Here is a 26,541-nt window from a genome sequence, read left to right on the forward strand (position 1 = left end):
GTCGACGAATGGGTCACGTCGGTGGCGGGCCGCGTCGAGGGCGCCGACGATGAGGGGACGGGGGCGTTCCTTGTCGGTTTCTCTGGAGGTTCACGTCATGCCCGTGGTCACCAAGCCCTACGTGCCCGGCACCCCCTGTTGGGTCGACCTGATGGTCCCCGACCAGCAGGCCGCCCTCGACTTCTACCGCGATCTGTTCGGCTGGCAGGGCGAGGTCGGGCCGCCGGAGACCGGCGGCTATTCGGTGTGCCTGCTGAACGGGAAGCCGGTCGCGGGCATCATGGCCGCGATGTCCCCGGACGGCGGGGAGATTCCGCCGCCCGCGTGGACCACCTACCTGGCCACCACCGACGCGGACGCCACCCAACAGGCGGTCACGAAGGCCGGCGGCGCGGTGGTGATGCCGGTGATGGACGTGATGACGCTCGGCCGGATGGGCGTGATCGCCGACCCCACGGGCGCCGTGTTCGGGATCTGGCAGGCACGGGACTTCGGCGGCGCGGAGGTGGTCAACGAGCCCGGCGCGGTGATCTGGAGCGAGCTCAACACCGCCGACACCGCCGCCGCGTCCACGTTCTACTCGGCCGCGGTGGGCCTGGAGGCCGCCGAGATGGAGGGTGCCGAGGGCTACTCGTCGCTGAGCGCGAGCGGCCGGGTGATCGGCGGCATGCAGGGGCTGGACCGGCTGCCGCCCGGTACGCCCGCGCACTGGCTGACGTACTTCTCCGTCGACGACACCGACAGCACGGTGGACGCGCTGATCCGGGCCGGCGGCAATGTGCTCAAGCCGCCGTTCGACATGATGGCGGGTCGGATGGCCGTGGTCCAGGACCCGCAGGGCGGCGCCTTCGCGGTGATCAACGCGACGTCGCCCGCACCGGCCTGACCACCGCGTCGTGCGCCCGGCGTCCGCGACGGACGCCGGGCGCACGACCGTTCGGCCGGTGTGCTGCCGGCAGCGGAGGTCACCGAGCGCCGCGCTGGTGTGGGCGGCCGGTCGAAGGATCGGGACACCGGCACCCACCCGACCCCCGCCGGCGGGATGCCGGCGGGGGTCGGGTCGTGCGGGTGGTTCAGGCCGCGTTCGTGGCGGGGCCTTCGTCGGCGAGTGCCTTGAAGCCGCGCAGGCGAAGGCTGTTGCTGATCACGAAGACCGAACTGAAGGCCATCGCGGCGCCGGCGAGCATCGGGTTGAGCAGGCCGGCGGCGGCGAGCGGGAGAGCGGCGACGTTGTAGGCGAACGCCCAGAACAGGTTGGACTTGATGGTGGCCAGGGTCTTGCGGGCGAGTCGGATGGCGTCGGCGGCGGCCCGCAGGTCGCCGCGGACCAGGGTCAGGTCGGCGGCCTCGATCGCCACGTCGGTACCGGTGCCCATGGCCAGCCCGAGGTCGGCCGTGGCCAGCGCCGCCGCGTCGTTGACGCCGTCGCCGACCATGGCCACGATCCGGCCCTCGGCCCGGAGTCGGGTGACCACGTCGACCTTGTCCTGCGGCATCACCTCGGCGTACACGTGCTCCGGATCGATGCCGACCTGCGCGGCGACGGTGCGTGCGACGGTGGTGTTGTCGCCGGTGAGCAGGATCGGGGTCAGGCCCAGCTCGCGGAAGCGGCGGATGGCCTCGGCGGAAGTTGGCTTGACCGCGTCGGCGACGACCAGGACGGCGCGGGCCTTTCCGTCCCAGGCCACCGCGACGGCGGTCCGGCCGAGTGCCTCGGCGTCGGCCATGGCGCGTTCGAGCTCGACGGGAAGGTCCAGGGCCCACTCGGTGAGCAGCCGGGTGCGGCCGACCAGCACCGCGTGGCCTTCGACGATGCCCTGGACGCCGAGCCCCTCGACGTTGGCGAAGTCCTCGGGGTCGGGCAGGTCGCCGACGCGCTCGCTCGCGCCCTTGGCGATGGCCTGGGCGATCGGGTGCTCGGAGGCGTTCTCCAGGGCACCCGCGAGCCGCAGCACCTCCTCGATCCGCTCGTCGGCGGCGAGGTGGGTCTCCAGCAGGGTCATCCGGCCGGTGGTGACGGTGCCGGTCTTGTCCAGGACGACGGTGTCCACGCGGCGGGTGGACTCCAACATCTCCGGGCCCTTGATCAGGATGCCCAGTTGCGCGCCGCGCCCGGTGCCGACCATGAGCGCGGTCGGGGTGGCCAGGCCCAGGGCGCACGGGCAGGCGATGATCAGTACGGCGACGGCGGCGGTGAACGCGCCGGCGACTCCCTGCCCGGTGCCCCACCAGAAGCCGAGAGTGGCGGCGGCCAGCGCGATGACGATCGGCACGAAGACGCCGGAGACCTTGTCGGCCAGGCGCTGCACCTGCGCCTTGCCGTTCTGCGCGTCCTCGACCAGGCGGGCCATCCGGGCGAGTTGGGTGTCGGCGCCGATCCGGGTGGCGCGGACCACCAACCGGCCGCCGGCGTTGACGGTGGCGCCGGTGACGAGATCGCCGGGGCGTACCTCGACCGGGACCGATTCGCCGGTGAGCATCGAGGCGTCCACGGCCGAGGTGCCCTGCTCGATCACGCCGTCGGTGGCGATCTTCTCGCCCGGGCGCACCACGAACAGGTCTCCGACGACCAACTCCTCGACCCGGACCCGTTCCTCGCGCCCGTTCCGCACCACGGCCACGTCCCGGGCGCCGAGCTCGAGCAGCGCCTTGAGCGCGGCGCCGGAGCGGCGCTTGGCGCGGGCCTCGAAGTAGCGGCCTGCGAGGATGAAGGTGGTCACCCCGGCGGCGGCCTCGAAGTAGATGTTGCCCGCTCCGTCGCCGCGTTCGATGGCGAAGGAGAACGCGTGGGTCATTCCGGGCGTGCCGGCGGTGCCCCAGAAGAGGGCGTACACCGACCACGCGAGCGCGGCGAGGGTGCCCATCGACACCAGGGTGTCCATGGTCGACGTGCCGTGTCGCAGGTTGGTCCACGCGGCCTTGTGGAACGGCCAGGCGCCGAAGGCGACGACCGGCCAGGCCAGGGCGAGGGACAACCACTGCCAGTTGGTGAACTGCAGGGCCGGGACCATCGCCATCGCGATCACCGGCACGGTCAGCACGGCGGAGACGAGCAGCCGATCGCGCAGGGCGCGGACCCTGCCCCCGTCCGGGTCCGCGTCCGGCGTCGGTTCGCCGGTGCTGCCGGCGGCCTTGGGCGGGGCGGGAAGCTCGGCGGTGTAGCCTGCGGCCTCGACCTGCGCGACCAGGTCGGTCGGCGCGATGTCGCCGGCGTAGGTGACCTTGGCCTTCTCGGTGGCGTAGTTGACCGTCGCGGTCACGCCGTCGAGCTTGTTGAGTCGCTTCTCGACGCGCATCGCGCACGAGGCGCAGGTCATGCCGCCGATCGACAACTCGATCTGCCCGGTGTCCTGCGGCGCCGAGGTCTCGGTGCTCGAACTCATCGCCCTCTCCTTCTCGTGTCGTGGTGCGGTGTGGCCGTCGCGGGCCCGGGGCGGTGGCGGCCGGCGCAGGCCCGCGATCACACTCTCAATATACCCCTAGGGGGTATGCGAAGCGCAAGTCTCGGCCTCGGTTTCGCCGCTCGGTGGATCCTTCGGTGCGCGGGCTCGCCCGGCTCGGTGCGCGTCTCCGCCGGCTCGCTGCGCGCGCCGCGGTGCTCGGTCAGTGCGCGTGTTCGCCGTGTTCCGCTTCAGGGGCGGGCGACGAGGTCGGCGCGACCGGGGGTGCCTGCGCGGTGGTCGCAGCGCCCACGGCCACGGTGAACTCGGCGGTGCGGACCGTTCCCTCGTGCCGGAAGTCCAGGTAGAGCCGGTAGTTGCCCGCGCTGGGGGCCTGGGCGTGGAAGCCGATGCCGGGGCCCGCGGGAGTCTTGCCGTCGCCGGGTGCGCCCTGGGGATGCACGTGCAGGTAGGCGAGGTCGCCTTGGCGCAGGGCGACCAGGTGGCCGTACGCGCCGAGGTAGGGCTGGAGGTCGGTGACGGGGCGGCCGTCCTTGCTCACGTTCAGGGTGAGCGCGGAGGAGCCGGTCGCGGAAAGGTCGCCGGCCAGGGTCACGGTGTATCCGTCGACCGTCGCGGTGCGAGTCGGCGCGGGGAGCGCGGCCGGTTCGTAGGAGCCGGCCACGACCACGTCGGCGCCGAGGGTGAGCGGGCCGCCGGGGTCCCCGGTGGGGGTGAAGTCGGCGAACACGCGGTACGTGCCGGCGGTCGCGAAGGTCAGCGGGACGCTCCAGGTGCCGTCCGGCCCGAGTGTGGGGTGCACGTGCTGGAAGCCGGACAGGTCGCGGCGGGCCACGATCAGGTGCAGGTCCTGCTCGTGGGCGCGGTCGTAGCGGGTCCACGGGCGGCCGTCCGGGCCGAGCACGCGGAATCGGAAGTCGGTCCGGGTGCCGACCGGAAGCGGTTCGGCGGGTGCGGCGAGGGTGTAGCCGCGTTCGGACACCTGGAGTCCGCCGGGCGCTTCGGCGGCGGCGGGCTTGACGCCGGTCACACCGGGGGCCTGCGCACCGCCGCGTGCGTCGGCGTCGGCGCCGTGTCCGCCGTGCGCGGGCGCGGGGTCGGAGCCGATCGGGCCGACCGCGTGGCCCACGCCGAACGCGGCGCCGAAGGCCAGGACGATGCCGGCGCCGAACGCGCCGACCTTGACTGCCGTGTTCATGGTCTCTCCTCGGTCGATCGGTCGGTCGGTCGGGATCGAAGTCGGGGTCGGGGTCTGGGGCGGGTCGAGCCGGGCCGCGGGGCCCGGTCGTCGGTGGTTGCCGGTCTCACCGGTCTCCCACCGGCCGCGCCGGCCGGGAGGGCGCCGTGGCCGGGCGCCCTCCCGGGCCGGTCAGTGGCAGCTGCCGCAGCAGCTCGCGCCCGCCGTCGGCGCAGCCGTCGCGGGGGCGACGAGCTCGTAGCCGGCCTCGTCGATCGCCGCCGCGACGGCCGCGTCGTCGATCGTGGTGCCGGCGGTCACGGTGACGGTGCCGCTCGCGAGGTCGACCGCGACGTCGGTGACGCCGTCGATCCGCCCGACCTCGGTCCGGACCGACGAGACGCAGTGGCCGCAGGTCATGCCGGTGACGGTGTAGGTCGCGGTGACGGTGGACGTGGACGTGGACGTGCCCATGGCGAAGCCTCCCGGTTCTCGGATCCGCCGCACCGGATGCGCTCCGGTCGGCGGCTTCGGTTACAACATACCCCCCCTAGGTATGTAGTCAACCCGTCGAGGCCGATCCGGAGCGGTTTCTCGGTGGTGGCGAGCGCCTCGTCGGGGACGTTGCCGCAGATGTCGGGCACCGATGTTTCGGGCCTGTCGGGGCGTCTCGGACAGGGGTCGGCGCGGGTCCGTTCGACATTGCCGATGTTCGGCAACCCGGGGCGCGTCAGGGTGCCGAGAACAAGGGTGTCGCCGAGGGGGCGAAACCTGTGAGTCTGGTGATCGTCACGGGGACGGTGTGGCCCGCCGAAGCGGCCGCGCGGCCGCCCCCGCCTCAGATCGCGTCAAGGAGCACCATGCGCATGATCCGTACGGCCGTCGTCTCGGCCGTCGTCGCTCTTGCCGTCGCCGGTCTGGCGGCCTGCGACGGCGGCTCGGAGAAGTCCAACGCGGACAAGGACGCGAAGGCGCTGGCCGACGACGCGCTGGCCCGGCTGCGCAAGGCCGACGACGTGAAGATGGTCGGCGGTGGCGACAACCGGGGCAAGAAGCAGGACGTGGACGTCTGCCTGCGGAACGCCGACCTGCAGGGCACGATGAAGGTCGACGGATCGCCCGTGGACATCGTCCTGGTCGGCACGTTCGTCTACATGAAGGCCGAACCCGACTTCTGGGCCAAGGCATTGGCGGAGCAGGGCCCGCAGGCGGTCCTGATGAGCAAGCTGTTCGCGGGCCGGTACGTCAAGACTCCCGCCGAGGGCGAGGACGGCCGGGACGGGAGCGTCGGCGGTATGAGCGACTTCTTCCAGGGCTCCGCCGAGGGTGTGGTCAAGGGCGAGGTCGTCACGGTGGACGGCAGGAAGTTGGTTCCGCTCAGCAAGAAGAACGCCAAGGGCAACACGGTGACGCTGCACGTCCCGGAGAAGGGCGAGCCCTTCCCGACGCTGGTCACCGTCTCGGGCAGTGTGACGATGAAGCTGAACCTCACCAGGGGCGCGCAGAAGTGCGCGCCCACCGCGCCGCCCGCCGATCAGGTGATCGACCCGGACGCGCTGGAGCGCGGTGGAGCCCCTGCGGCCCCCACCGCGAACACGCAGGCCTGAGGCCCGGGTCCGAGGCCGAGGCCGAGGCGGAGGCCGAGGCGGAGGCCCGAGATCCAGGCCCGAGATCCAGGCCCGAGATCCAGGCCCGAGATCCAGGCCCGAGATCCAGGCCCGAGATCCAGGCCCGAGATCCAGGCCCGAGATCCAGGCCCGAGATCCAGGCCCGAGATCCAGGCCCGAGATCCAGGCCCGAGATCCAGGCCCGAGATCCAGGCCCGAGATCCAGGCCCGAGATCCAGGCCCGAGATCCAGGCCCGAGATCCAGGCCCGAGATCCAGGCCCGAGATCCAGGCCCGAGATCCAGGCCCGAGATCCAGGCCCGAGATCCAGGCCCGAGATCCAGGCCCGAGATCCAGGCCCGAGATCCAGGCCCGAGATCCAGGCCCGAGATCCAGGCCCGAGGCTCAGGCCCGAGCGACAGGCCTGGGCCTCGGGTCCGGCGATCGTCGGCGTCAGTCGCGCAGCATCAGGATGACGCCGGCGGTGACCGCGCCGACGGCGACGGCGGCGATGCCGTAGGCGAGACGGTGCGCGCGCAGGACCGGCAGGAAGCGGTCGACGGCCAGCCGACCCGGGCCGGTGAGGGCGAGCGCGGCGGCGGCCGAGGTGAGCAGCAGTTCGTACTCGACGCCGCTCGGCGCGAAGAAGCCGCCGTCCCACTTGACCGCGACCGCGTTGATCATCGTGCCCACGATCGCGGCGGCGGCCAGTGGGGTGCACAGACCGGCGATCAGGGCCAGGCCGCCGAAGGTCTCGGTGAGGCCGGCCACCGTGGCCATCGCCTTGCCGGACGGGTAGCCGCTCATGGTGAAGAACTGGCCGGTGCCGTCGAGACCGGCGCCGTCGAACCAGCCGAAGAGCTTCTGGGAGCCGTGCGCGGCCATGGTCAGGCCGACCACGACGCGCAGCAGGAGCAACCCCAGGTCGTATCCGTGCAGGGACGGGCCGGGCGCGGTCGGCGACGCGGTGCCGGTGGACCGGTCGAGGCTGCGGAGGGTCGTCTCGGCGGGGGAGGACATGCGGGTGTCTCCTGTCGATGCGAGGTCGTCGGACGATAGGCAGTTCAAATTTGAACTACTTCGACGCTACAGCCCGCCCCCGGCTTCGACAAGCTCAGTAGGCTGGCGCGCATGAGTGAACCGCGGTGGTTGGACGACCTCGAGATGGCGGCGTGGCAGAGCTTCGTCGAGGCCGGCCACCGCGTGGACCGGGCACTGGAGCGCCAACTCAAGGACGAGGCCGGCCTCTCCCACCCGCAGTACGAGATCCTCGTGCACCTGTCCGCCGCGTCCGACGGGGAACTGCGGATGGCCGAGCTGGCCGAACGCCTGATCACCTCCAAGAGCGGGATCACCTATCAGGTCGCCCAACTGGAGAAGCTCGGCCTGGTCCGTCGGCGGCAGTGTCCCGACCAGGCGCGCGGCGTCTTCGCGGTGCTCACGGAGCAGGGATCCGAGCGGTTGCGCGGCGCCGCGCCCGCGCACGTGGAGCGGGTCCGCGAAGTCCTCATCGATGTGTTGGATCGCGAGCAACTCGCGCTCCTGGCCGAGGCGTTGGGCACGGTCGGCCGGCGGCTGCGGGCACACGACCGCGGCTGATCGCACCGCGACCGAGCCCGCACGACGAGGCGCCCCGCTCCCGGATGAGGTGTCGGGAGCGGGGCGCCGATCATCGCAGGCGCGATCGGGGACGGGTCAGGAGATGCTGACGTCGTCCACGTAGAAGGTGGTCGTGGCGGATTCGTCCTCGGAACCGGCGAACCGGAGAGTGACCGTCTGGCCCGCGTAGGCACTCAGGTCGACAGTCTTCTGGACGTAGGTGCCGGTGGCGTTGGCGTTGGAGTAGGTGGCCAGGGTCGTACCGTTGACCTGGACCTTGAGCGTGTCGTAGACCGTCGAGCCGACTTCCTGTGTGGTGATCTTGACCCACAGGCGGAGCGAGGTGCCGGCCGGCACGGTGATGTTGGACTGGGTGACGTTCTCGGTGGCCGTGCTGCCGTAACCCATCATCCAGGCGTACCAGCTACCGCCGTGCGCGGTGGCCTGGCTGCTGTTGGTGATGATGGTGGCGTCCTGTGTCCAGTTGGCGGTGCCCTGCTCGAAGCCGCCGTTCTGGAGCGCGTTGCCCGGGTTGGTGTTGCCGACGGTCAGCGTGTACGTGGTCGAGTGCACGACCGAGCCGGTGCCGGTGATGGTGATCGGGTACGTACCGGGCGTGGTGCCGGCGGCGACCGTGATGGTGGCGATCGAGGACGCCCCGGACTGTACGGACGTCGGGTTGAAGGTCACCCCGACGCCGCTGGGCGCGCCGTTGGAGCTCAGCGCCACGGTCTGTGCGGTGCCGCTCGTGGTGGTCGTGTTCACGGTCGTCGTGGCGGTGCCGCCGGCGGCGGGCACGTTGCCCGTGCCGGGCGTGACCGCGATCGAGAAGTCGTTGGTGGGCGCGGGTCCGCCGACCGCCGTCTTCCAGATGGTGTAGGCGACACCGTCGGCGCTGCGGTCGAGGACCGTCGCGTTGATGTTGGCGGTGGTGTCACACGCGGAGTGGTAGCAGGAGTCGTAGGAAGCGTTCGCCTGGCCGCCCCACTTCGTGGCCTGCGCCGAGGTCTTGCGGGCGTCGGCGCCGGCCGCGTAGCCGGAGGTGGGGATGCCGCCCTGCTGGAAGGAGTAGTCGTCGGAACGGCCCTGGCCCTCGACGTTCTCCTCGGGACGCAGGTTCAGCGTGTCCCAGTACGCCTTCATCGGCGCGGCGGTGGTGGAGTTGATGTTGTTGATGAAGTAGCCGCCGTTGGGCGAGCCGACCATGTCGAAGTTGTAGTAGCCCTTGATCGCGCTGCGCTGGGCGGAGGTGAGTTGGCTGACGTAGAACTGCGAGCCCTGCAGGCCCTGTTCCTCGCCCGCCCACCAGCCGAAGCGCACATGCTTGCTGAGCGTCGGATTGGCCTGGGCGAGCGCGAGGGCGTTCTCCAGGAGGGTGGCGGAGCCGGAGCCGTTGTCGTTGATGCCGGGTCCGGCGGAGACGCCGTCGAGGTGGGCGCCGAACATGACGGTCGAGTCGGCGGGGCCGCCCGGCCAGTCGGCGATCAGGTTGTTGGCGCGGTAGGTGCACGAGGTGCAGGTCTGCTCGGAGACCGTGAAGCCGGCCGCCTGGAGCTTGCCCTTGACGTACGCCAGCGACGCGGTGTAACCGCCGGTGCCCGAGCGGCGGTTGCCGCCGTTCTGCGAGGCGATCGTGCCGAGCTGGGACAGGTGCGCCTGCACGTTGGCCACGCTGATGTTCGGCGGATCGGTCGGGTTCCCCGGACCGGTCACCGTCAGCGTGTACTGCGCGGTGTGCGTGACGCTACCGGTACCGGTTACCGTCACCGTGTAGGTGCCGGCCGTCGGCGCCGCGCCCGCCGTCAGGGTCAGCGTCGAGGTGCCACCGGACTGGACGGTGGGCGGGTTGAACTGCCCGGTCACACCACTCGGCAGACCGGCGACGGACAGCGCGACGGACTGCGCCGAGCCGCTGGACGTGGTCGTGCCGACCGTGGTCGAGACGGTTCCGTTCGGTACCACGGTGCCCGAGGTCGGGTTGACGTTGATCGAGAAGTCGTTTTGGCCCGGGCCGCCGGTGCAGGGCGGGTCGTTGGGTTGTGCGGGGACGCTGACGGCGTCCCAGGCGGCCTTGGTCTTGTTGAACAGGGCGCAGGTGGGGTCGAGGGTCTTGGCCGAGTTGAGGGTGGCGGTGCGGTATTTCTTGTAGGTCATGCCGCTGGTCTTGAGCAGCATGCCGCCGTAGAAGATCTTGCCGGCCTGTTGGATGCCGACCCCGGTGAGGGTGGTGTTGTTGCAGGTGGGGCTGTTGGGCTTGCCGCCGCCGGGGGTGGTGCCCTCGGCGAGGAGGTAGAACCAGTGGTTCATCGGGCCGGCCGCGGCGTGTTCCTCGGTGTTCGGGATGGAGGAGCTGTAGCAGTCCGGGTCGCCGTTGGTGGAGGGCTTGTACATGTAGCGGATCGGGCCCTGGCCGACCAGGTTGACGACTTCGCCGACGGTGTAGTCGGGGACGTCGTAGGGGGAGGGCTCGTTGGTGTAGGCCTCGGTGAGGGCGCCCATGATGTCGCCGGTGGACTCGCCGAGTCCGGGTTCGGTGCCGGCGCCGCCGGGGGTGAACTGGTCGATGCCGTGGCCGAATTCGTGGCCGATGACGTCCTGGGAGGAGATCCACTGGTTGGCCTGGTTGTGGCCGATGGTGATGGAGGAGCCGTCCCAGTAGGCGTTGAGGTCGTTGAGGCCGACCTTGACCGGCCAGCTGCCGCCGTTGCCGTTGTGTCCGTTGCGACCGAGCCAGTCGCGGAGCATGTTCCATTCCTTCTGCGCCGCGAACATCGCGTCGACGCAGCCGGTTTCCTTGCTGGACGCCTGGCCGTTGCCCCAGGAGTCGGTGGACTTGGTGAAGACCTGGCCGTTGCTGTAGTCCGCGCAGGTCAGGCCGGGGCGGTTCGGGTCGCGCAGGGAGTAGGAACTGCCCGAGCCGGTGGTGTCGATGGTGAGCGGGTTCGGGCCGTTCCACTGACTGTTGCCGGTGCCGGCCTTCACGTCGTCGACGGTGTCGAGCACCGTGCCCGTGCTCGCGTCGACGAAGACGTGCAGCCTGCTGGGCGCGGTCGCGGTACGACCGATCAGCACGGTCTCCCAGGCCAACGCGCTCTTGCCGTCCTTGACCCGGACGACCAGGCGGTGCGATTCGACCTTGTCCACGGCCGCGAGCTTGGTCTTGGACGTGGCCTCGGCCGCGCCTGCCGCCACGGTGGGGTGGATCTGCACGGCGATACGGGCATCGGTGGCGGACTGGGTCGCGCGGACCCGGCCCTGGCCGTCGGCGAGCACGACGGCGTCGCCGCCGACCACCGGAATGCCCCGGTAGGTGCGCTGGTAGGCGACCGAGTACAGGTCGTTGACCCACGGGGTGACCGACTGCCGTTCGTAACTCTCGTCGGGACCCTTGGCGAGGGTGTCGAGGCCGCTGGCCGCGGCTCGGTCGGCGGCGGAGATCGCCAGGGACTGTGCGCCGGGGGGAGGCGCGGGGTCGGCCGAGGCCGACTGGGACGTCGCGCTCACCGTGAGACCGGTGAGCATGGCCAGGACGGTCCCGGCCGTGGTTATTCTTCGATTCATCGAGGCTCCTTGAGTGGAAAGGCAGACCTCGACCACGAATCCGGCTTGTCCGCGCGCCTTGTGAGCGCCGCGGCCGACCGTGCACGCCGGGGTTCGTGCCCGAGCGAGCGAAACACTCACACGGACAGGGGTCCCGAGCGAAGGGATCCGGGAAGGCCAGCAAATACTGGCTAAATCCGCCCGACCCGACACGCCGAGCGCGCGGGCGCCCACCCGGCCGCCGAGGCGGCAGAGGGGACGCCCGCGCACGAGGTCAGGGGCAGGTCGGGTCACCGGCCGTCGCCGGCACGGCGACCGCGTTCCAGGCGTCCCTGGTCTTCTTGAACAGCGCGCACGTGGGGTCGAGGCCCTTGGCGGCGAGCAGGGTCTGCCGCCGTACCTTGGGGTAGTTCGTGCCACTCGTCCGGAGCAGCAGGCCGCCGTAGAAGACCTTGCCGGCCGTTTGGATGCCCACTCCGGTGAGGGAACTGTTGTTGCACGTCGGGCTGTTGGGCTTGCCGCCGCCCGGGTTGCTGCCCTCGGCGAGCAGATGGAACCAGTGGTTGAGCGGGCCCGAGGCCCGGTGCTCGTCCGGAGGCAAGGTGCTCGTGTAGCAATTCGGGTCCCCGGTCAGGGCGGGGTTGTACATGTGGCGCAACGGTCCGCCCAGGTCGATCATCTCGCCGACGGTGTAGTCCGGGGTGTCGAACGGGGCGGGTTCGTTGGCGTACGCCTCGGTGAGCGCGCCGAAGATGTCGCCGGTGCCCTCGCTCAGGCCGGGTTGCGCGAACGGATAGCCGGGGCTGGTCTGGTCGATGCCGTGCGCGTACTCGTGGCCCACGACGTCCATCGCGCCGATCCACTGGAACGAATTGTCGTGGCCGACCACCACGCGCGTGCCGTCGAACCAGGCGTTGATCTGGTTGAGTCCGACCACCACGGGCCAGGTGCGGCCGGCGCCATTGTGCCCGTTGCGGCCGAGCCAGGTGCGCAGCATGTCCCATTCCTTCTGCGCGGCCCACATGGCGTCGACGCAGCCGGTCTCGATGCCGGTGGGATTGCCGTTGCCCCAGTCGTCGACGGGCTTGGTGAGCACTCCGCCGTTGTACTTCGCGCAACTCAGGCCCGGGCGGGTCAGGTCCTGCATGAAGTGGGTACCGCCCGAGGAGGCGGTGGTGATGGTGATCGGGTCGGGGCCGTTCCACTTGCTGTGGCCGGTACCGGCATGCGCGTCGTCGTAGGAGTCGATGACCGTGCCGGTCCGGGCGTCGACGAAGACGTGCAGCCGACTGGGGCCGGTCTCGGTCCGACCGACCAGAACGATCTCCCAGGCCGGCTGCGCGGAGTTCGCGTTCAGGCGCACGACCAGGCGTCGGGTGTCGACCTTGTCGACGACCGACAGTCGGGCACGGGCCGCGGTCTCGGCCGCCTCGGCGCCCACGGTCGGCTCGCTCGGGAGGTCGGTGGGCAGGCGGTCGGCCGTCTCCAGGGCGCGGACCTTGCCGGTGCCGTCCACCAGTACCGCGGCGTCGCCGCCGACGACGGGAAGCCCGCGGTAGGTGCGGGTGTAGGAGATCGAGTAGAGGTTGTCGACCCACGGCGTCACGGTGCCCCGCAGGTATTGCTCGCCGGGCAGCTTGGTCGGGGCGATCGCGCCGCCGGCGACGGCCCGGTCGGCCGCGCCGACCGCCGCCGATCGGGCGGCGGCCGAGAACGGGGCGGGTGGTGACGCGGCGTTCGATGGGGCGGTCGTGCCGATCACCAGGCCGGCGAGCAGGGCCAGGACGGACCCGACCGTCAGCGTTCTGCGATGCGTCGAGGCTCCTCGGGTTGAAGGCGCGCCCCGACCACGAATCCGACCGCCATCCCGCCGGGTTCGTCGCCCGAGCGAGGAAACCCTCACACCGGGCCCGACGCACGGTCAACGAGCGTTGACCCATCGGCATATTTTGGCTAGCGGCACGCCCGAAGCGGACCCGGGCGGCCTGCCGCCGACGCGGCGACCGAGGTGAAGGCCCGGCAACCACCGTCGACGCGGGCGGGGCGCACGACCCGGCCGCCCGGCGTCGCCCGCCGCTCAGGCACGCGGCTCCCAGCGGAACAGGCGGACGGCGATCGCCGCGCCGGCCAGCGTCCAGGCGGCGACCGAGGCCATCGCGCCCAGGGCGGCGGCGACGCCGATGCCGTCCCAGGCACCGGCGGCAAGGTCCACGACACCCCCGCCGGGTACCAGGTAGCCGAGCCAGTCCAGGCGCTCCGGCGCCTTCTCTTCGACCAGGAGGCTGCCGCCGGCGGCGACCACGATGAACGGCAGGGTGGTGACCTGGGCCTGCTCGGGCGAGGAGGTGAACGCCGACGTGGCCACCGCGACGCCGGTGCACATCAGCGCGCCGGTCACCGTCGCGATCGCGAGCAGCCCCACGTTCGTCGGGGCGGACAACGAGGTGCCGGACAGCAGGGCCACCAACGCCACGATCTGTACGCAGGTGACCAGCAGGGCCGGCAGCACCAGGCCGGTGATGATCGAGGCGTCGGTGTCCGAGCCACTGCGCAGGCGCTTGAGGAACAGGTCCTTGCGCCGGGCCGCGAGGGTGGTGGTCAGCGTGGCGTAGACCCCGATCAACTGGATGAACAGCAACGACTGGGACACGGTCGCCGAGGTCGGCGAGACCAGCGAGGTGCCCGCCACGCACAGCGGGAGCAGCACGACCGTCGCCGCGACGGCCTTGTTGCGCAGCATGATCCGCAGTTCGGCCCCGGCGATGGCGAGCCCTGTGTCCCGGTTCATCGGGACACCCGCTCGGGAGTCGCCTGCGCGACGGCCCGGAAGACGTCGTCCAGGGTCGGCGGGTGGGTGACCAAGCCGCGCAGATGCAGCCGGCGTTCGTCCGCCCAGGTCAGCAGTCTCGCCATGTCGCGCTGCAGGTCGTCGGTGGCGATGGTGATCCGCTGGCCCCGGCTGCTCGCCACGTCCGCGGCGAGCGGGAGGTCGGTGGCGGAGATCCCGTCGGACAGATCGAGGGTGATCCGGGCCGGGTAGGGAGCGAGCAGGTCGGCGAGCGTGCCCTCGACGGCGATCCGGCCCTCGCGCATGATCGCGATCCGGTCGGCGATGGTGCCGGCCTCCTCGAGGTAGTGCGTGGTCAGCACCACGGTGGCGCCGTCGTCGAGCAACTCGCGCACCAGGTCCCACAGCAGGTCGCGCGACTGCGGGTCCAGGCCCGCGGTCGGCTCGTCCAGGAACAACAGCTCCGGGCGTCCGTAGACCGCCATCGCCAGATCGAGTCGGCGCTTCTCGCCGCCGGACAACCGCCCGACCCGCACGTCGCGCCGCCGGGTCAGGTCCAAGCGCTCGATCAGCGTGTCGTCGTCGTCCGCGCGGCGGGCGACCCTGGCCCACAGCCGCAGCGTCTCGGCCACTGTCAGCTCGGCGGCGAACCCCGATTCCTGGAGCATCATGCCGGTCCGCAGCCGCACCGCCGTCGAGCGCGGATCGCCGCCGAGGACCCGCACCGAGCCCGAGGTCGGGCGCCGGTGCCCCTCCAAGGTCTCCAGCGTGGTGGTCTTCCCGGCACCGTTGGTGCCCAGGAGCGCGTACAGCTCGCCGCGCCGCACGTCGAGGTCGATGCCCGAGACCGCCTCGAAGTCGCCGTACGAGCAGTGCAGTTCGCGTGCTTCGATCACGGTGGATGTCATTGCCCCAGCCTGGGTCGGGCGCCGCGGGCCGGGTAGTGGCCCGATGTCCGCTCCGGGTCTGACAAATGTCATGCCCACCGGTGACCGACCGTTCGCCGGGAGCGCCCGAACGCGCGCCTACGCTGGGGGCATGGTCTCTCCCACGATGCGACGGGCACGTCGCTACACCGCGTGGTCGCTGATGTCCATCGTGGCGCTGCTCGCCGGCGTTCCGGCGACGGTCGCCGTGCTGCGGGTCGCGCGCGGGGAGGGCGGTTGGGCGTTGGCCGTCGCCTCCCTCGCCTGTTGCGGGCTGCTGATCGCGCTGGCCCGCTTCTGGGACTCGGCTCCGCCGCGCCCGCTCCAGGCGCTCACCGTCGCGGCGACCCTCGGGGTGTGGGCAACGGCCCAGGGGCACGACCCGGACGGGCAGTGGGCCATGCCGCTCGCCACGGCACTGGCCCTGTCGGCGATGTATCACCGAGGACACCGGCTCCCGGTCCTGGGCGCGGGCCTGGTGATGGTCGTGCTGCCGCCGCTCGCGCTGGGCAGCGGTGTCGGAACGACGGTCGCCGCGGTGCTGATCACGCTCTCGGTGTCGGTGACCTGCGTGCTCAACGACTGGGTCTGGCGGCAATTCGTCGAACTCGACGACGCCCGCCGGCTCGCGGGCGAACTCGCGGTGGCCAACGAGCGGTTGCGGTTCGCCGCGGACCTGCACGACATCCAGGGGCACACGCTCACCCTGATCGCGGTCAAGAGCGAACTGGCCCGGCGCCTGCTGGAGGTGGACCCGCCGGGCGCGGCGGCGCAGATGGGCGAGGTGGAGGCGCTGGCCCGCGAGGCGGTCACCGACACCCGCGATCTGGTGCACGGCTACCGGGAGGTGTCCTTCGCCGCCGAACTGGCCAACGCGGCCGCGGTGCTCGCGGCGGCCGGCGTCGAGTGCAGGTACGGCCCGGTGCCGGTGCTGCCGGCGCCCGCCGGATCGTTGTTCGGCTTGGTGGTCCGGGAGGCGACCACCAACATCCTGCGTCACTCGACGGCCACAACCGCGTCGATCGACGTGTCCGCCGACGGCCGCCGACTGACCGTGCGCAACAACGGCGCGACGCATGGCATGCGGCCGGGCGGTACCGGGCTGACCGGGCTGGACACCCGATTGCGCGAGCATGGCGGCGAGCTGCGGGCCTCGGCCGGCGTGGGCATCTTCGAGGTGGTGGCCCGACTCGAGGTCGGCGACCGGACGAAGGCCCACGCGTGATCACCGTGTTGCTGGCCGAGGACGAGGCGATGTTGCGCGGAGCGCTGGGCCGTCTTCTGGACCTGGAGCCGGATCTGACCGTGATCGCCCAGGCCGCCGACGGCGACGCCGCGATTGCCGAGACTGCCCGGCATACGCCCGACGTGGTGGTGATGGATCTGGAGATGCCCGGCGGCCCGGACGGCCTGGAGGCGGCCGGTCGCATCCTGGCCGCGCGCCCCGGGACCCGGATCGTGCTGGTGACCCGGCACGCCCGCCCCGGCGTGCTGACCCGCGCGCTGCGGGTGGGCGTACGCGGCTTCGTGCCCAAGTCCCGCCCGGCGTCCCAGTTGGCCCAGGTGATCCGGGAGGTGCACGGCGGGCGCCGGCACGTGGACCCGGACATCGCCGCGTCGGCGCTGACCCTGGACTGCCCGTTGACCGAACGCGAACTGGACGTGTTGCGGCTGACCCGCGAGGGGCTGAGCGTGCGCGAGATCGCCGCCCGGGTGCACCTGGCGGCCGGTACCGTCCGCAACTACCTATCCTCGGCGATGACCAAGGTCGGCGAGCCGAGCCGGCACGCGGCGGCCCGCTACGCGTTCGAGCGGGGTTGGTTGTAGGTCGTGGTGGGTGAAGCGGACGGGGGAGCGGTGACGGGATCCGAGGCGGGTGCGACCGGGGGCTTCGAGCCGGCGACCGGGGCGGAGGTACGGCCGGCCGGGGCCGGCGGGCCCGCCGGAGCCGCCGCGTCGCACCCGGAGCGGGCCGGCGCGGTTCGGGACGCGTTCGAGGCGCTGTTGCGGATTCGTGAGGTGGTGAACACGTCGGTCGTGGATCCGGGCGCGGTGCCCGCCGAGTGGGAGCGGGTCCGGATGGTGCGCGCCATCGCACTCGCGTTGGAGGCCGCCGGGGTGCCGCCGTCGGCGGTGGACGAACACGGCGCGCGGACGGCGACCGGATACCTCGTCACCGCGACGGAGCATCCGAGGGTGGTCCGGGTGGAGTGGCCGGGGCCACGCGGAAGCGGCGCGGGCCACGAGGCGGAATCGGCGCTGCGCGGCTGTGCGCGCGTGTTGGGCGGACTGGGTTGGGTGGTGCTGGAGTATCGGGGCAAGGGCGGTCGGCGCCACCTGGAGGTGGAGGCGCCCGCTACGGTGCGGCGGTGAAATCGGCGGTCCGCGGGGCCGAGGCGACCCGTGCGCGCCACGGCGTCGGGTGCGCTTACTCGATCGCGCGCTCTGTCGTTCGCTCGCTCGATCAAGCGCTCGGCCGATCGCGGTGGAGGGCGAGTGCGGTCGTGGTCGCCGTCTTCGTCTTCGCCGTACGGCGGGGTGGTCGGTCACAGGCCGCGATCCATTCCCGCCTGCCGCCCGCACAGGGCCATGCAGACCTGATTCGGCCCCTCGTACGGGCGCTCCGGCAACGCCGCCAAGGCCCGGGTGACCCGGACCTCCGCCCCGTTGACGGTCGCCGCCGCCGTCAGGGCTTCCGGCCGGGCCGGAAATCGCACACCGAAGAGGGCGCACTGCAGCGCCTCCGGCTCCACCATCGTCGATTCGCCACTGCTCAGCATGGCTCCTCCGTCGCAGCACCCGACCGCGGCTGCGCGCACCCGGCGGTCGGCTTCGCCGAACGCACCGGGAACCGGCCTCCGCGCCACTCTCGGGGTCGCGCTACGACACGGAGGGCCGCCTGTCGCACGAGCGCGAGGTGTCGGCCGCGGCTCGGGATCCCAGGGCGTCGGCAGCATTCCGTTCAAGGGCTATAATACGCCGCGCCCGGCCGGTCGGTCGGACCGACTCGGCCGATCGCACCCTTTCGAGCCGGTCGGACCATGTCGGGCCGCGTCGAGGAAGCCGGACCGCCGCGAGCCGGTCCACCCGGCGGTGGCCGTCCCGCGTGACTCCGCCCCCGGCGTGCGCCGGCTTCGGGTGGCCGGCGCGGGTTCAGGTGGTGAACCCCAGGTGCACGTGGTCGTGGTGGGTCGCGTCGGTGAAGAACGTCGCGCCGGGGAGAGCGTACGGGCCGCCCACGTTGTAGGAGCCGGCCGCCGCGCCGGCCCGCATGAAGCTCTCGACGAGCGCGCGGGGCGTGGCCGGGTCCACGACGGGTCGGCCGTCGATGCCCCATACGTCGACGGCGCGACCCTTCGGGTGGTCGCTGGGGCGCGTGGTGCCGAACACGTCGATCGGGTGGCCCGAGCGCAGCACCGTGACGTCGATGGTGTGGTCGACGGCCAACGTTTCCAACGCGGTGAGCACCGACGCATGCACGGTGTCGGCCCGTACGTCGGCGGCAGCGGCGGGCGGCAGGACGATGCGCGAGTCGGCGAGCACGCGGGTCGCCTGTGCGGAAACGGTCGCGGCGGCGGGTCCGGGATCCGAGGGATGCAGCGCGGTCACCGTCCACCTGGGTGTGGCCCGGCTCAGTCGCACGTCCACGGTCGACCCATCCGCCGTCACCGCCCCGTCGGCGGCGCGTGTCCACCGACGACAGGCGACGAGCACGCTCGCGGTGGTGTCCAGGATGCCGCCGTACTGCGCGTCGACCACTTCGAGCACGGCCTCGGGCGCGTCCACGAGCAGCGGTCCGGCCTGGTCGGCGAGTTCGGGGGCGAACCCCAGCGCGGCGAGCCGCGCACGGGCCGCGGCGGGTCCCGGTTCGCCCGGCGGCCACGCGCCGAGCGCGGACACCGCGGCGACCGCGCGTCGTTTCACCTCCGGCTGCACGTCACCGGGGTTGGGCGCCCACGCGGTGACCACCGGCAGTCCGGGCGCGGCACTCGTCGCGGTCGCGGCGGCACTCGGCGAAGCGGACCCGTTCGCCGATACCGGTCCGCCCGTGGGCGACGGGGACGGCGACACGCGCCGTCCCCCGGACGACGAGCAGCCGATCGCCGTTCCCGCGATTCCGAGCAACACCGCGCGTCGATCCGGTGTATACCGGGCATATCGTTCGTCCACTTCGCCACGGTAAGCCGCACCCCCGCGCAACCCCGGCAACCGGAAGCGCCGACAGGCGTGTCATCCGGCGGGATCCGGCCCCGTCTCGGCAGCCGGACGCGCGTAGCTCGGCCGATCACACGTGGTCTCCGCGGTCGCGACGAGGGTGCCCGCGAGCAGGGCGTCGAGGTAGCGGTCGGGCAGGGTGGGGTCGGTTCGGTCGGGGGAGCGGTGTACCGCGAAGCCGAGTCCGCACAACAGCAGCAGGAGGTCGGCCGGACCCAGCGACGGGTGCAGGGTCTCGATCGCGGCGGCGCGTGCCAGCAGGTCCGCGGTCGCGAGCTGCAGGTGCTCGCGGAGCTGCCCGGTTTCCGGCGTGGCCGCGTCGGGGCCGAAGGCCGCCGCGGCGAAGGCCTCGTCCTGGACACACGCGGTGAGTACGGCCTTGAGGAAGACGCGCAGGGCCTGCCGCGCGTCCGGCAGGTCGGCGGCCCGATGGGCCTGTTGGATCAGCTCGGCGAACCGGTCGGCGGCCAGCGCCTCGAGCAGGGCCTCGGGCGTGGGGAAGTGCCGGTACACGGTGCCGACACCGACGTCGGCGGCCAGCGCGACCGCGTTCAGTTGCGGCGGCCTGCCGCCGCGCACCAGCTCCCGTGCGGCGTCCATGATCCGGCGCCGATTGCGCGCGGCATCCTTGCGCAGCGCGGGTCTGTGGGGTGCGGCGGTGTCGTCCATGTGCGGACGTTATCGGCCAAGCGGATGAATGGTCCATGCGGACCATCCGCCCCGCGGCCGACGCGGATTCGCCGGATCGGGTGAAATCGCGGAGTTCTCGGCCTCGTCGCCGTGCCGCCGGCCGGATTCGGAGGTTCTCTCGGAGAGCGGTTCCGAGGGAGGTCAGGATGGCGCAGGTCGCGGCCGGGGGTGCTCCCGCCCGGCACGGCGTGTTCTGCGTGATCGTGATGATCGCCCTGATGGCCCTGCTGCACGCCACCCATGTCCCCGGCGTCGGACACCGCGCCGCGCCGATCCCGGATCGATGTTCGGTCGAGACCGCCGATCGCGTCGTCTTCTCCCTCGTCGGCGACGTGCCCGCCGCCGCGTCCGGTGGCGCGCCCGACGAGCACGACGGGCACTCGGCGCGCGATGCCGCGCCGGCGGGCGACACCGGCGGTCGGCACGGTCCGGCGGTCGGCGGCGCGTGTGCGCCGGCCACGGCCCGGCCGCGCCACCACATTCCGGCCGCATCGGCTCCCGCCCTCACCGACGTCCTCGGATCCCGAATCGCCGACCCGGCCGAGGTCGGCGAGGGCTGCGCCCGCACGGCCACGAACCCCCTCGGGCGAGCCCCTTCGCGGACCGTCGTCCTGCGCTGCTGAGAGGTCACCGCCGCCGCGCCGCCGCCGAATCGGGTGAGCGGCGTGTCCGGCGTGCCGCGTTCGATTCCTCAGCCCCGCGAACCCGGGAGATCCCACCATGCCCATTGACGCCTACCTGCTCCTGAGCGCCCTCGTGCGCGCCGAAGCCGCCCGCTCCGCCGCCGGTGCGGCCGGCACGGACACCCCACCGCCCGCCGCCACTTCGAGCCGGGGCGCCGCCGGACCCGCCGCCTGCGATCCCCCCGGCGCCGACCGCGCCGCCGCCGATCGGGAGGCCGTGCCGGAGAACAGCCCGGACGCGGCATCCCCGGGGTCCAGGCAATAGCCGTACGCGTCCCGCTTCCGCATCGGTGTCCCCCGGCATGGCCATGCCGGGGGACACCGGCGTTCTCGGCACAGGCGGCAGACCACCGGCCCGGGCGCGGACGTGGACCCGGTGTGGACACCCCATCCGTAACTGATTATGGTTTTCATTATCGAATGGTCGAGGCGGTCCCGCCGATCGACGCGTTGACACACCCCTGCCTGGAAAGAGCTCTCATGCGTATATCCACCCGCGCGGTCTTCGCCCTCACCGCAACGGCCCTGACCGCCGGAACCCTCGCCGCGTGCGGTTCCGACGACAAGGACGACAAGGACGGGAGGAACGGGAAGAACGGGAACCAGGTCGGGGCCGCCGGTCCGGCCGCCGGTTCCGGACCCCGGATCAAGGTGGTGGCGACCACGACGCAGGTCGCCGACTTCGTGCGCAACATCGGCGGCGACCGGGTCGAGGTGACCCAGTTGATCAAGGCCAACGCGAGTGCCCACGAGTACGAGGCGACCCCCGCGGACCTGAACGCGATCCGCGGCGCCAAGCTGGTCGTGGAGAACGGCGTCGACATGGAGAAGGCGTGGCTGCCCAAGGCGATCCAGGCCGCCGGCTTCAAGGGGCCGGTCGTGGACACCTCGGTCGGCGTCCCCCTGCGCAAGGGCGAGTCGGACGAGGGCCACGAACACGAGCACGAGCACGGCGAGTACGACCCGCACATCTGGCACAACCCGCTCAACGCCAAGGTGATGGTGAGCAACATCGCCAAGGCGCTGACCACCGCCGACGGCGTCAACGCGAAGGTGTACGAGAACAACCTCGCCGGCTACGGCGCCAAGCTCGACGCGCTCGACGCGGACACCCGGGCCAAGCTCGACACGATCCCGGCGGCCGATCGCAAGCTGGTCACCAATCACGACGCGCTGGGCTACTACGTCGACCGCTACCGGCTGGAGTTCGTCGGCTCGATCATCCCCGGCTTCGACGACCAGGCCGAACTCTCGGGCAGCCGCATCGACGACGTCGTCGCCAGGATCAAGGCCACCGGCACCAAGGCCGTCTTCGCCGAGAGCGCGCTGCCGGCCAAGACCGCCGAGACCATCGCCCGGGAGGCGGGCGTCAAGGTGATCGCCGGCGACGACTCGCTCTACGCCGACTCGCTCGGCGCCCCCGGCTCCGCCGGCGCGACCTACCTCGGCTCCGAGGCGCACAACACCGACACCATCGTCGCCGCGCTGCGGGGCTGAGCGATGACCGACGGCACCGAGGCCGCACCGGATCCGGTCCGCTTCTTCGAGGCCACCATGGCCTACGACCGCACCCCGGCCCTCGCAAAGGTCGACGGCCGGGTTCCGGCCGGCCAGGCGGTGGCCCTGGTCGGCCCCAACGGCGGCGGCAAGTCCACGCTGATCAAGGCCGTCCTGGGCCTGGTCCCGGTGATCGCCGGCACGGTCACCGTGGCCGGTCGGCGCCCGGCCGCGGCCCGCGCGTACGTCGGCTACGTACCGCAGGCGGCGAGCCTGGACCCGGAATTCCCGGTCACCGTACGGCAGGTGGTCCTGATGGGCCGCTATCGCCTGATCGGCCGACTGCGCCGCCCCGGCCGCCGGGACCGGGACGCCGCCGACCGGGCACTGGCCCTGGTCGGTCTCGCCGACCGGGCGAACGCCCGCTTCGGCACCCTGTCCGGCGGCCAGCGTCAACGTGTGCTGCTGGCCCGCGCGTTGTCCGCGCAACCGCCGATCCTGGTGCTGGACGAGCCGTTCAACGGGGTCGACGCGGTCAGCCAGGAGGCACTGATCGGCGCTCTCGTCGACGCCAAGGAAGCCGGTACCGCCGTCCTGGTCAGCACCCACGACCTCGCCGTCGCGCAACGCCTGTGCGAGCAGACGTGTCTGGTCAACCGCCGCCAATTCGCCTTCGGCAGCACCGAGTCCGCGCTCACCCCGGAACTGTTGTGCGCCTGCTACGGCGGCCGGGTCCTCGAACTCGACGCCGGCCGACTCGTCGTCACCCCGGGCTGAGGCCGAGCGTGGACACCACCCTGCTGCTGGAGCCCTTCCGAGTCCCGTATCTGACCCGCGCCCTGATCGAACTGACCATCCTGGGCGTCCTGTGCGGCACCGTCGGCGCGTTCGTCGCGCTGCGCCGACTGGAGTTCGTCGCCGACGCGCTCACCCACACGGTATTTCCCGGCGTCGCGATCGGCTTCGCCCTCCAGGGCGTCGACGGGGTCTTCGCGGGCGCGTCGGTCGCGGCCGGCGTCACCGCCGTCGGGTTGACGCTGCTCACCCGCAACCGGCGCACCAGCGACGACGCCGCGCTGGCGATCGTGCTGACCGCGATGTTCTCGATCGGCGTGGTGGTCGTCTCGCGCAGCCGCTCCTACACCGCCGACTTCCAGACCTTCCTGTTCGGCCAGATCCTGTATACCTCCCGCACGCAGATCATCGAGACCGCGGCGGTCGCGCTGCTGTGCCTGATCACCCTCGCCGCGCTGGGTCGGCAACTGTTCCTGCGCAGCTTCGACCCGGAGGCCGCTCGCGCGGCGGGATACCGCGTCGGCGCGCTGGACCTGGCGCTGAACCTGGTGATCGCGCTGACCGTGGTCGCCGCCGTACGCACCATCGGCACCGCCCTGGTCCTGGCCCTGCTGGTGGTCCCGGCGACCATCGGCCGCACGCTGGGCGGTCGGCTGGGCCCGATCGTGGCGATCGCCGCCGGCTCGGCCGTACTGTCCGGATACGTCGGCCTGACCGTCAGCTACACCGCCTCGATCGACCACGACCTGGCGCTGCCCGCCGGACCCACCGTCGTGCTGACCCTGGTGGCCGGCTACCTGCTCGCGCTCGGCGCGGCGATGGCGGTCGGCGTGGCCGGTCGGCGAAACCCGCGCTTGTCGGCCCGCGCGGGACGCCCGGCCGCACCGGTACCCACACCGGCCGTGACCGCGTCCCCCACCCCGTCCCCGATCCCCCGCCCGACCGGGAGCGCCCGATGACCTGGTTCGACACCTACACCCATCGCGCCTACGCCGAAGCGGTCATGGTCGGGCTGCTCGCCGGCATCGTCGGCGTCCAGGTCGTGCTGCGCAGGCTCGCCTTCTACGCCATGGCGATGACCCACGCCACCTTCCCCGGCGTCGTGCTCGCCTCGATCCTGGGCCTGGACATCTACCTGGGCGGCGCGGTGGTGGGCGTGCTGCTGTCCCTGGCCATCGTCGGACTGACCCGGCGACCGGGCCGGACCGCCTCCGGCGCGACCGGGGTGATCCTGGCCGCCGGCTTCGCCCTGGGCGCCACGCTGGTGGCCGCCGGGCCGGCCTCGGACCGCAAACTGTCCGCGTTCCTGGTCGGTTCGATCGTCACCACCGACAGCCACGACCTCGTGGTCACGGCCGGCGTCGGCCTGGTGGTGCTGATCGTGCTCGGCCTGTGTGCCAAGGAACTCACCTTCGCCGCCTTCGACCACGAGGGCATGCGCGCCGCCGGGCACCCGGTGACGGCACTGGACCTGCTGCTCCTGCTGATCGTCCAGGCCGTGATCGTGGTGCTCACCCCGGCGGTCGGCATCATGCTCACGTTGGCCCTGCTGGTCGCGCCCGCCGCCACGGCCCGGCTGTGGACCGATTCGCTGCGTCGCACCACCGCACTGGCGGGCGTGCTGGGCATCGGCAGCGCGGTGATCGGTCTGGAGATCTCCCGGCACTACGACGTCGCAGCCGGGGCCACCATCGCGCTGGTCGCCGCCACCGGGTTCGTCCTGTCCCTGCTGGTCTCCCCGCGCCACGGCGCGCTCGGCCGCCTCCTCGAACGCCGACCCGCGGCCGGGACATCGACCGCGACGACCGCCTGAACCCCCGCCCCCGACCCGGAACCCACCCACGTCCCGAGCACTTTCGTCCGCCGCCCGGCCCATCTGTCCTTGACCCCCACGCACACACCCGGTGACCCGAGGCGGTCGCCGCGTGCCCCGCGCGGCGAGGCCGTGCGGGCAACCGTTCACCCGGGTGGCCGATGAGCAGTGGGGCGGAGACGATGGAAAGGACCGCGTGCGGACTCCGCGGCGCGGTCCCGAGCCCTGCGGTCGGCGGGCTGCCGGCGGCGGGCACTGCGAGAGGTACCACCATGACCATGGCCAAAGACATCATGCACGAGGGCGCTCAGTGGATTCCGCAGACGGAGACGCTGCACCGGGCCGCGCAGTTGATGCGCGAACTCGATGTGGGCTCGCTGCCGGTCAGCGACGCCAACGAGAGGTTGTGCGGCATCATCACCGACCGCGACATCGTCACCAAGTGCGTCGCGGACGGCCGCGATCCCGCCACGGTCACCGCCGGCGAACTGTGTGAGGGCACCCCCCGCTGGATCGACGCCGACGCCGACATCGCCGAGGTACTGCGCGAGATGCAGGTGCACCAGATCCGCCGACTGCCGGTGATCGCGCGCAAGCGCCTGGTCGGCATGATCAGCGAGGCGGACCTGGCGCGGCACCTCTCCGACGAACAGATCGCCGCGTTCGCCGAGAACGTCTACGCGTCGCGATAACCACGCGCCCGGTACACCTGCACCACCTGCACCCACGAACCCCGAGCCGCCGACCCGCCGTTCGCCGCGACCTGCACAGGACCGAAAGCGCGGCGTGCGGCGGGTCGCCGCCGTGTCGGCCCACGCGTTCGGAGGATCGGGGCACCGGGGGTGATCAATTCACCGGGACCACGGCCACCGGGCAATGCGCGTGATGCAGGACGGCGTGCGTCGTCGGGCCCAATCGCATCGGCAGCGGGCCGTGCCTGGGGTGCGCGGCGACGACCAGCAACGCGCCGTCGCTCGACGCGCACACCAGGTCGCGCCCGGCCGACCCGTTCATCACCACGGTGTCCACCGGCAGTTCGGGGTCGCGGCGCCGGATCGGGCCGACGACCTGCTCGACCATCCTGGTGCGTTCGGCGGTGACCGTGTCGACGTCGAACATCGACGGCAACATCAGGCTCGGCGCCAGGCCGGTCACCGGGAGCGCCCACGAGTGCACGGCACGCAGGCCGCCGCCCAGCAGTCCTGCCCGCTCGGCCGCGAACTCCGCGGCGGGCTGGTCCTCGAGGCCGCCGATGCCGACCACGACGCCGCTCGCGTCCTCGGCCGCCTCGGAGCGCAGAACCACGACCGGGCACGTGGTGTGCGCGCACACGCGCAACGAGACCGACCCCAGGAGCAGGCCGGCGAACCCGCCGTGGCCGCGACTGCCCACCACGATGGTGTCGCACCGCGCACTGGCGGCCAGCAGCGCCTCGGCGGCGTCGCCCTCGCGGACCGAACCCTCCACCACCAGGCCGGCGAACCGCTCGCGGACGCGTGCCGAGGCGGTGTCGACCAGCGCGTGTGCCCGCTCGCGCACCTCGACCCGATGCTGGTGACCGAGCCCGCTGATGGGCACAACGGTGACGATGTACAGCGGAATGTGTCGGGCGGCGGCGTCGCGCGCGGCCCAGTCCAGCGCGTGCTCGGCGGCGGGGGAGCCGTCGTGACCGGCCAGGACCCCGAGTTCGACTTCGCTGTGCATGGGCGACATACGACTCACCTCGATGGGGACATCCACCAGGCTCATACCCGCTGCGACGGACGCCGACAGCGACCGCCCGGCAAAGCTCGCGCGCCGGACCGCGGGAT

The 26,541-nt window shown here is 72.2% G+C and carries 25 protein-coding genes; 13 read left to right on the forward strand and 12 right to left on the reverse strand.

All coding sequences use genetic code 11. The annotated features are described in order from the left end of the window. The first annotated feature begins 97 nt into the window (after window positions 1–97). The gene (locus OG948_RS49155; protein WP_331771549.1) at window positions 98–886 is read left to right on the forward strand and encodes a VOC family protein; all 789 of its coding nucleotides are present in this window, start codon (window positions 98–100) and stop codon (window positions 884–886) included. A gap of 187 nt (window positions 887–1,073) precedes the next feature. Here the strand turns inward: OG948_RS49155 and OG948_RS49160 are convergent, their stop codons facing one another. From OG948_RS49160 to OG948_RS49170, 3 genes are all read right to left on the reverse strand, one after another. Beyond that, on the reverse strand, window positions 1,074–3,383 hold the full coding sequence (locus OG948_RS49160) for a heavy metal translocating P-type ATPase (protein WP_331771550.1): 2,310 nt from the start codon (window positions 3,381–3,383) through the stop codon (window positions 1,074–1,076). A 220-nt stretch (window positions 3,384–3,603) separates the two neighbouring features. After that, window positions 3,604–4,599, reverse strand: coding sequence for a hypothetical protein (locus OG948_RS49165; RefSeq protein WP_331771551.1), 996 nt, complete (start codon window positions 4,597–4,599; stop codon window positions 3,604–3,606). A 171-nt stretch (window positions 4,600–4,770) separates the two neighbouring features. Continuing rightward, the gene (locus tag OG948_RS49170; RefSeq protein WP_331771552.1) at window positions 4,771–5,052 is read right to left on the reverse strand and encodes a cation transporter; all 282 of its coding nucleotides are present in this window, start codon (window positions 5,050–5,052) and stop codon (window positions 4,771–4,773) included. 392 nt (window positions 5,053–5,444) lie between these two features. Here OG948_RS49170 and OG948_RS49175 point away from each other — a divergent pair, with 392 nt between their 5' ends. Continuing rightward, the gene (locus OG948_RS49175) at window positions 5,445–6,185 is read left to right on the forward strand and encodes a hypothetical protein (RefSeq protein ID WP_406300684.1); all 741 of its coding nucleotides are present in this window, start codon (window positions 5,445–5,447) and stop codon (window positions 6,183–6,185) included. Window positions 6,186–6,637: 452 nt separating this feature from the next. Here OG948_RS49175 and OG948_RS49180 read toward each other — a convergent pair whose 3' ends face one another. Beyond that, window positions 6,638–7,204, reverse strand: a complete 567-nt coding sequence (locus tag OG948_RS49180; RefSeq protein WP_331771554.1) for a DoxX family protein — start codon at window positions 7,202–7,204, stop codon at window positions 6,638–6,640. A 111-nt stretch (window positions 7,205–7,315) separates the two neighbouring features. Between OG948_RS49180 and OG948_RS49185 the strand changes: the two genes are divergently transcribed. Next, window positions 7,316–7,783, forward strand: a complete 468-nt coding sequence (locus tag OG948_RS49185; RefSeq protein WP_331771555.1) for a MarR family transcriptional regulator — start codon at window positions 7,316–7,318, stop codon at window positions 7,781–7,783. 96 nt (window positions 7,784–7,879) lie between these two features. On the opposite strand, the gene OG948_RS49190 is transcribed toward OG948_RS49185, so the two are convergent. The 4 genes from OG948_RS49190 to OG948_RS49205 form a co-directional block, all read right to left on the reverse strand. Further along, window positions 7,880–11,344 carry a M28 family peptidase gene (locus OG948_RS49190; RefSeq protein WP_331771556.1) on the reverse strand — a complete coding sequence of 1,155 codons (3,465 nt, stop codon included), beginning with the start codon at window positions 11,342–11,344 and terminating at the stop codon, window positions 7,880–7,882. 253 nt (window positions 11,345–11,597) lie between these two features. Continuing rightward, a complete protein-coding gene (locus OG948_RS49195) occupies window positions 11,598–13,085 on the reverse strand; it encodes a M4 family metallopeptidase (protein WP_331771557.1) in 1,488 nt (495 codons plus the stop codon). A 315-nt stretch (window positions 13,086–13,400) separates the two neighbouring features. Continuing rightward, a complete protein-coding gene (locus tag OG948_RS49200; protein ID WP_331771558.1) occupies window positions 13,401–14,111 on the reverse strand; it encodes an ABC transporter permease in 711 nt (236 codons plus the stop codon). After that, window positions 14,108–15,019: an ABC transporter ATP-binding protein gene (locus OG948_RS49205; protein ID WP_406300685.1), complete on the reverse strand. Its 912-nt coding sequence runs from the start codon at window positions 15,017–15,019 to the stop codon at window positions 14,108–14,110. The genes OG948_RS49200 and OG948_RS49205 overlap by 4 nt, the downstream gene beginning before the upstream one ends. Window positions 15,020–15,149: 130 nt before the next feature. Here OG948_RS49205 and OG948_RS49210 point away from each other — a divergent pair, with 130 nt between their 5' ends. From OG948_RS49210 to OG948_RS49220, 3 genes are read left to right on the forward strand one after another with little or no spacing between them, the layout of a single operon-like run. Continuing rightward, window positions 15,150–16,262 (forward strand): sensor histidine kinase, encoded by a 1,113-nt coding sequence (locus OG948_RS49210; protein ID WP_406300686.1) that lies wholly within the window; start codon window positions 15,150–15,152, stop codon window positions 16,260–16,262. Next, window positions 16,259–16,864 carry a response regulator transcription factor gene (locus tag OG948_RS49215; protein WP_331771561.1) on the forward strand — a complete coding sequence of 202 codons (606 nt, stop codon included), beginning with the start codon at window positions 16,259–16,261 and terminating at the stop codon, window positions 16,862–16,864. The genes OG948_RS49210 and OG948_RS49215 overlap by 4 nt, the downstream gene beginning before the upstream one ends. Before the next feature lie 30 nt (window positions 16,865–16,894). Then, window positions 16,895–17,410: a hypothetical protein gene (locus OG948_RS49220; protein ID WP_331771562.1), complete on the forward strand. Its 516-nt coding sequence runs from the start codon at window positions 16,895–16,897 to the stop codon at window positions 17,408–17,410. 173 nt (window positions 17,411–17,583) lie between these two features. Here OG948_RS49220 and OG948_RS49225 read toward each other — a convergent pair whose 3' ends face one another. The 3 genes from OG948_RS49225 to OG948_RS49235 form a co-directional block, all read right to left on the reverse strand. Beyond that, the gene (locus OG948_RS49225; RefSeq protein WP_331771563.1) at window positions 17,584–17,817 is read right to left on the reverse strand and encodes a DUF2795 domain-containing protein; all 234 of its coding nucleotides are present in this window, start codon (window positions 17,815–17,817) and stop codon (window positions 17,584–17,586) included. A gap of 373 nt (window positions 17,818–18,190) precedes the next feature. Next, window positions 18,191–19,207 (reverse strand): hypothetical protein, encoded by a 1,017-nt coding sequence (locus tag OG948_RS49230; RefSeq protein ID WP_406300687.1) that lies wholly within the window; start codon window positions 19,205–19,207, stop codon window positions 18,191–18,193. A 60-nt stretch (window positions 19,208–19,267) separates the two neighbouring features. Further along, window positions 19,268–19,921, reverse strand: coding sequence for a helix-turn-helix domain-containing protein (locus OG948_RS49235; RefSeq protein WP_331771565.1), 654 nt, complete (start codon window positions 19,919–19,921; stop codon window positions 19,268–19,270). 167 nt (window positions 19,922–20,088) lie between these two features. Here OG948_RS49235 and OG948_RS49240 point away from each other — a divergent pair, with 167 nt between their 5' ends. The 7 genes from OG948_RS49240 to OG948_RS49270 all read left to right on the forward strand — a co-directional run bounded on the left by OG948_RS49240 (window position 20,089) and on the right by OG948_RS49270 (window position 25,422). Further along, window positions 20,089–20,565 (forward strand): hypothetical protein, encoded by a 477-nt coding sequence (locus OG948_RS49240; protein WP_331771566.1) that lies wholly within the window; start codon window positions 20,089–20,091, stop codon window positions 20,563–20,565. Between the two features lie 97 nt (window positions 20,566–20,662). After that, window positions 20,663–20,890, forward strand: coding sequence for a hypothetical protein (locus OG948_RS49245; protein WP_331771567.1), 228 nt, complete (start codon window positions 20,663–20,665; stop codon window positions 20,888–20,890). Between the two features lie 215 nt (window positions 20,891–21,105). Continuing rightward, window positions 21,106–22,122, forward strand: a complete 1,017-nt coding sequence (locus OG948_RS49250; protein ID WP_331771568.1) for a metal ABC transporter substrate-binding protein — start codon at window positions 21,106–21,108, stop codon at window positions 22,120–22,122. A gap of 3 nt (window positions 22,123–22,125) precedes the next feature. Next, window positions 22,126–22,899: a metal ABC transporter ATP-binding protein gene (locus tag OG948_RS49255; protein WP_331771569.1), complete on the forward strand. Its 774-nt coding sequence runs from the start codon at window positions 22,126–22,128 to the stop codon at window positions 22,897–22,899. 8 nt (window positions 22,900–22,907) lie between these two features. Beyond that, the gene (locus OG948_RS49260) at window positions 22,908–23,876 is read left to right on the forward strand and encodes a metal ABC transporter permease (RefSeq protein WP_331771570.1); all 969 of its coding nucleotides are present in this window, start codon (window positions 22,908–22,910) and stop codon (window positions 23,874–23,876) included. Beyond that, a complete protein-coding gene (locus OG948_RS49265; RefSeq protein WP_331771571.1) occupies window positions 23,873–24,730 on the forward strand; it encodes a metal ABC transporter permease in 858 nt (285 codons plus the stop codon). Before OG948_RS49260 ends, OG948_RS49265 begins: the two co-directional genes overlap by 4 nt. A gap of 272 nt (window positions 24,731–25,002) precedes the next feature. Then, window positions 25,003–25,422, forward strand: a complete 420-nt coding sequence (locus OG948_RS49270; RefSeq protein ID WP_331771572.1) for a CBS domain-containing protein — start codon at window positions 25,003–25,005, stop codon at window positions 25,420–25,422. Window positions 25,423–25,576: 154 nt separating this feature from the next. Here the strand turns inward: OG948_RS49270 and OG948_RS49275 are convergent, their stop codons facing one another. Next, the gene (locus OG948_RS49275) at window positions 25,577–26,434 is read right to left on the reverse strand and encodes a universal stress protein (RefSeq protein ID WP_406300688.1); all 858 of its coding nucleotides are present in this window, start codon (window positions 26,432–26,434) and stop codon (window positions 25,577–25,579) included. Between the last annotated feature and the right edge of the window lie 107 nt (window positions 26,435–26,541).

The sequence above is a fragment of the Embleya sp. NBC_00888 genome, from assembly GCF_045207655.1.
In the GTDB taxonomy this organism is placed as follows: domain Bacteria; phylum Actinomycetota; class Actinomycetes; order Streptomycetales; family Streptomycetaceae; genus Embleya.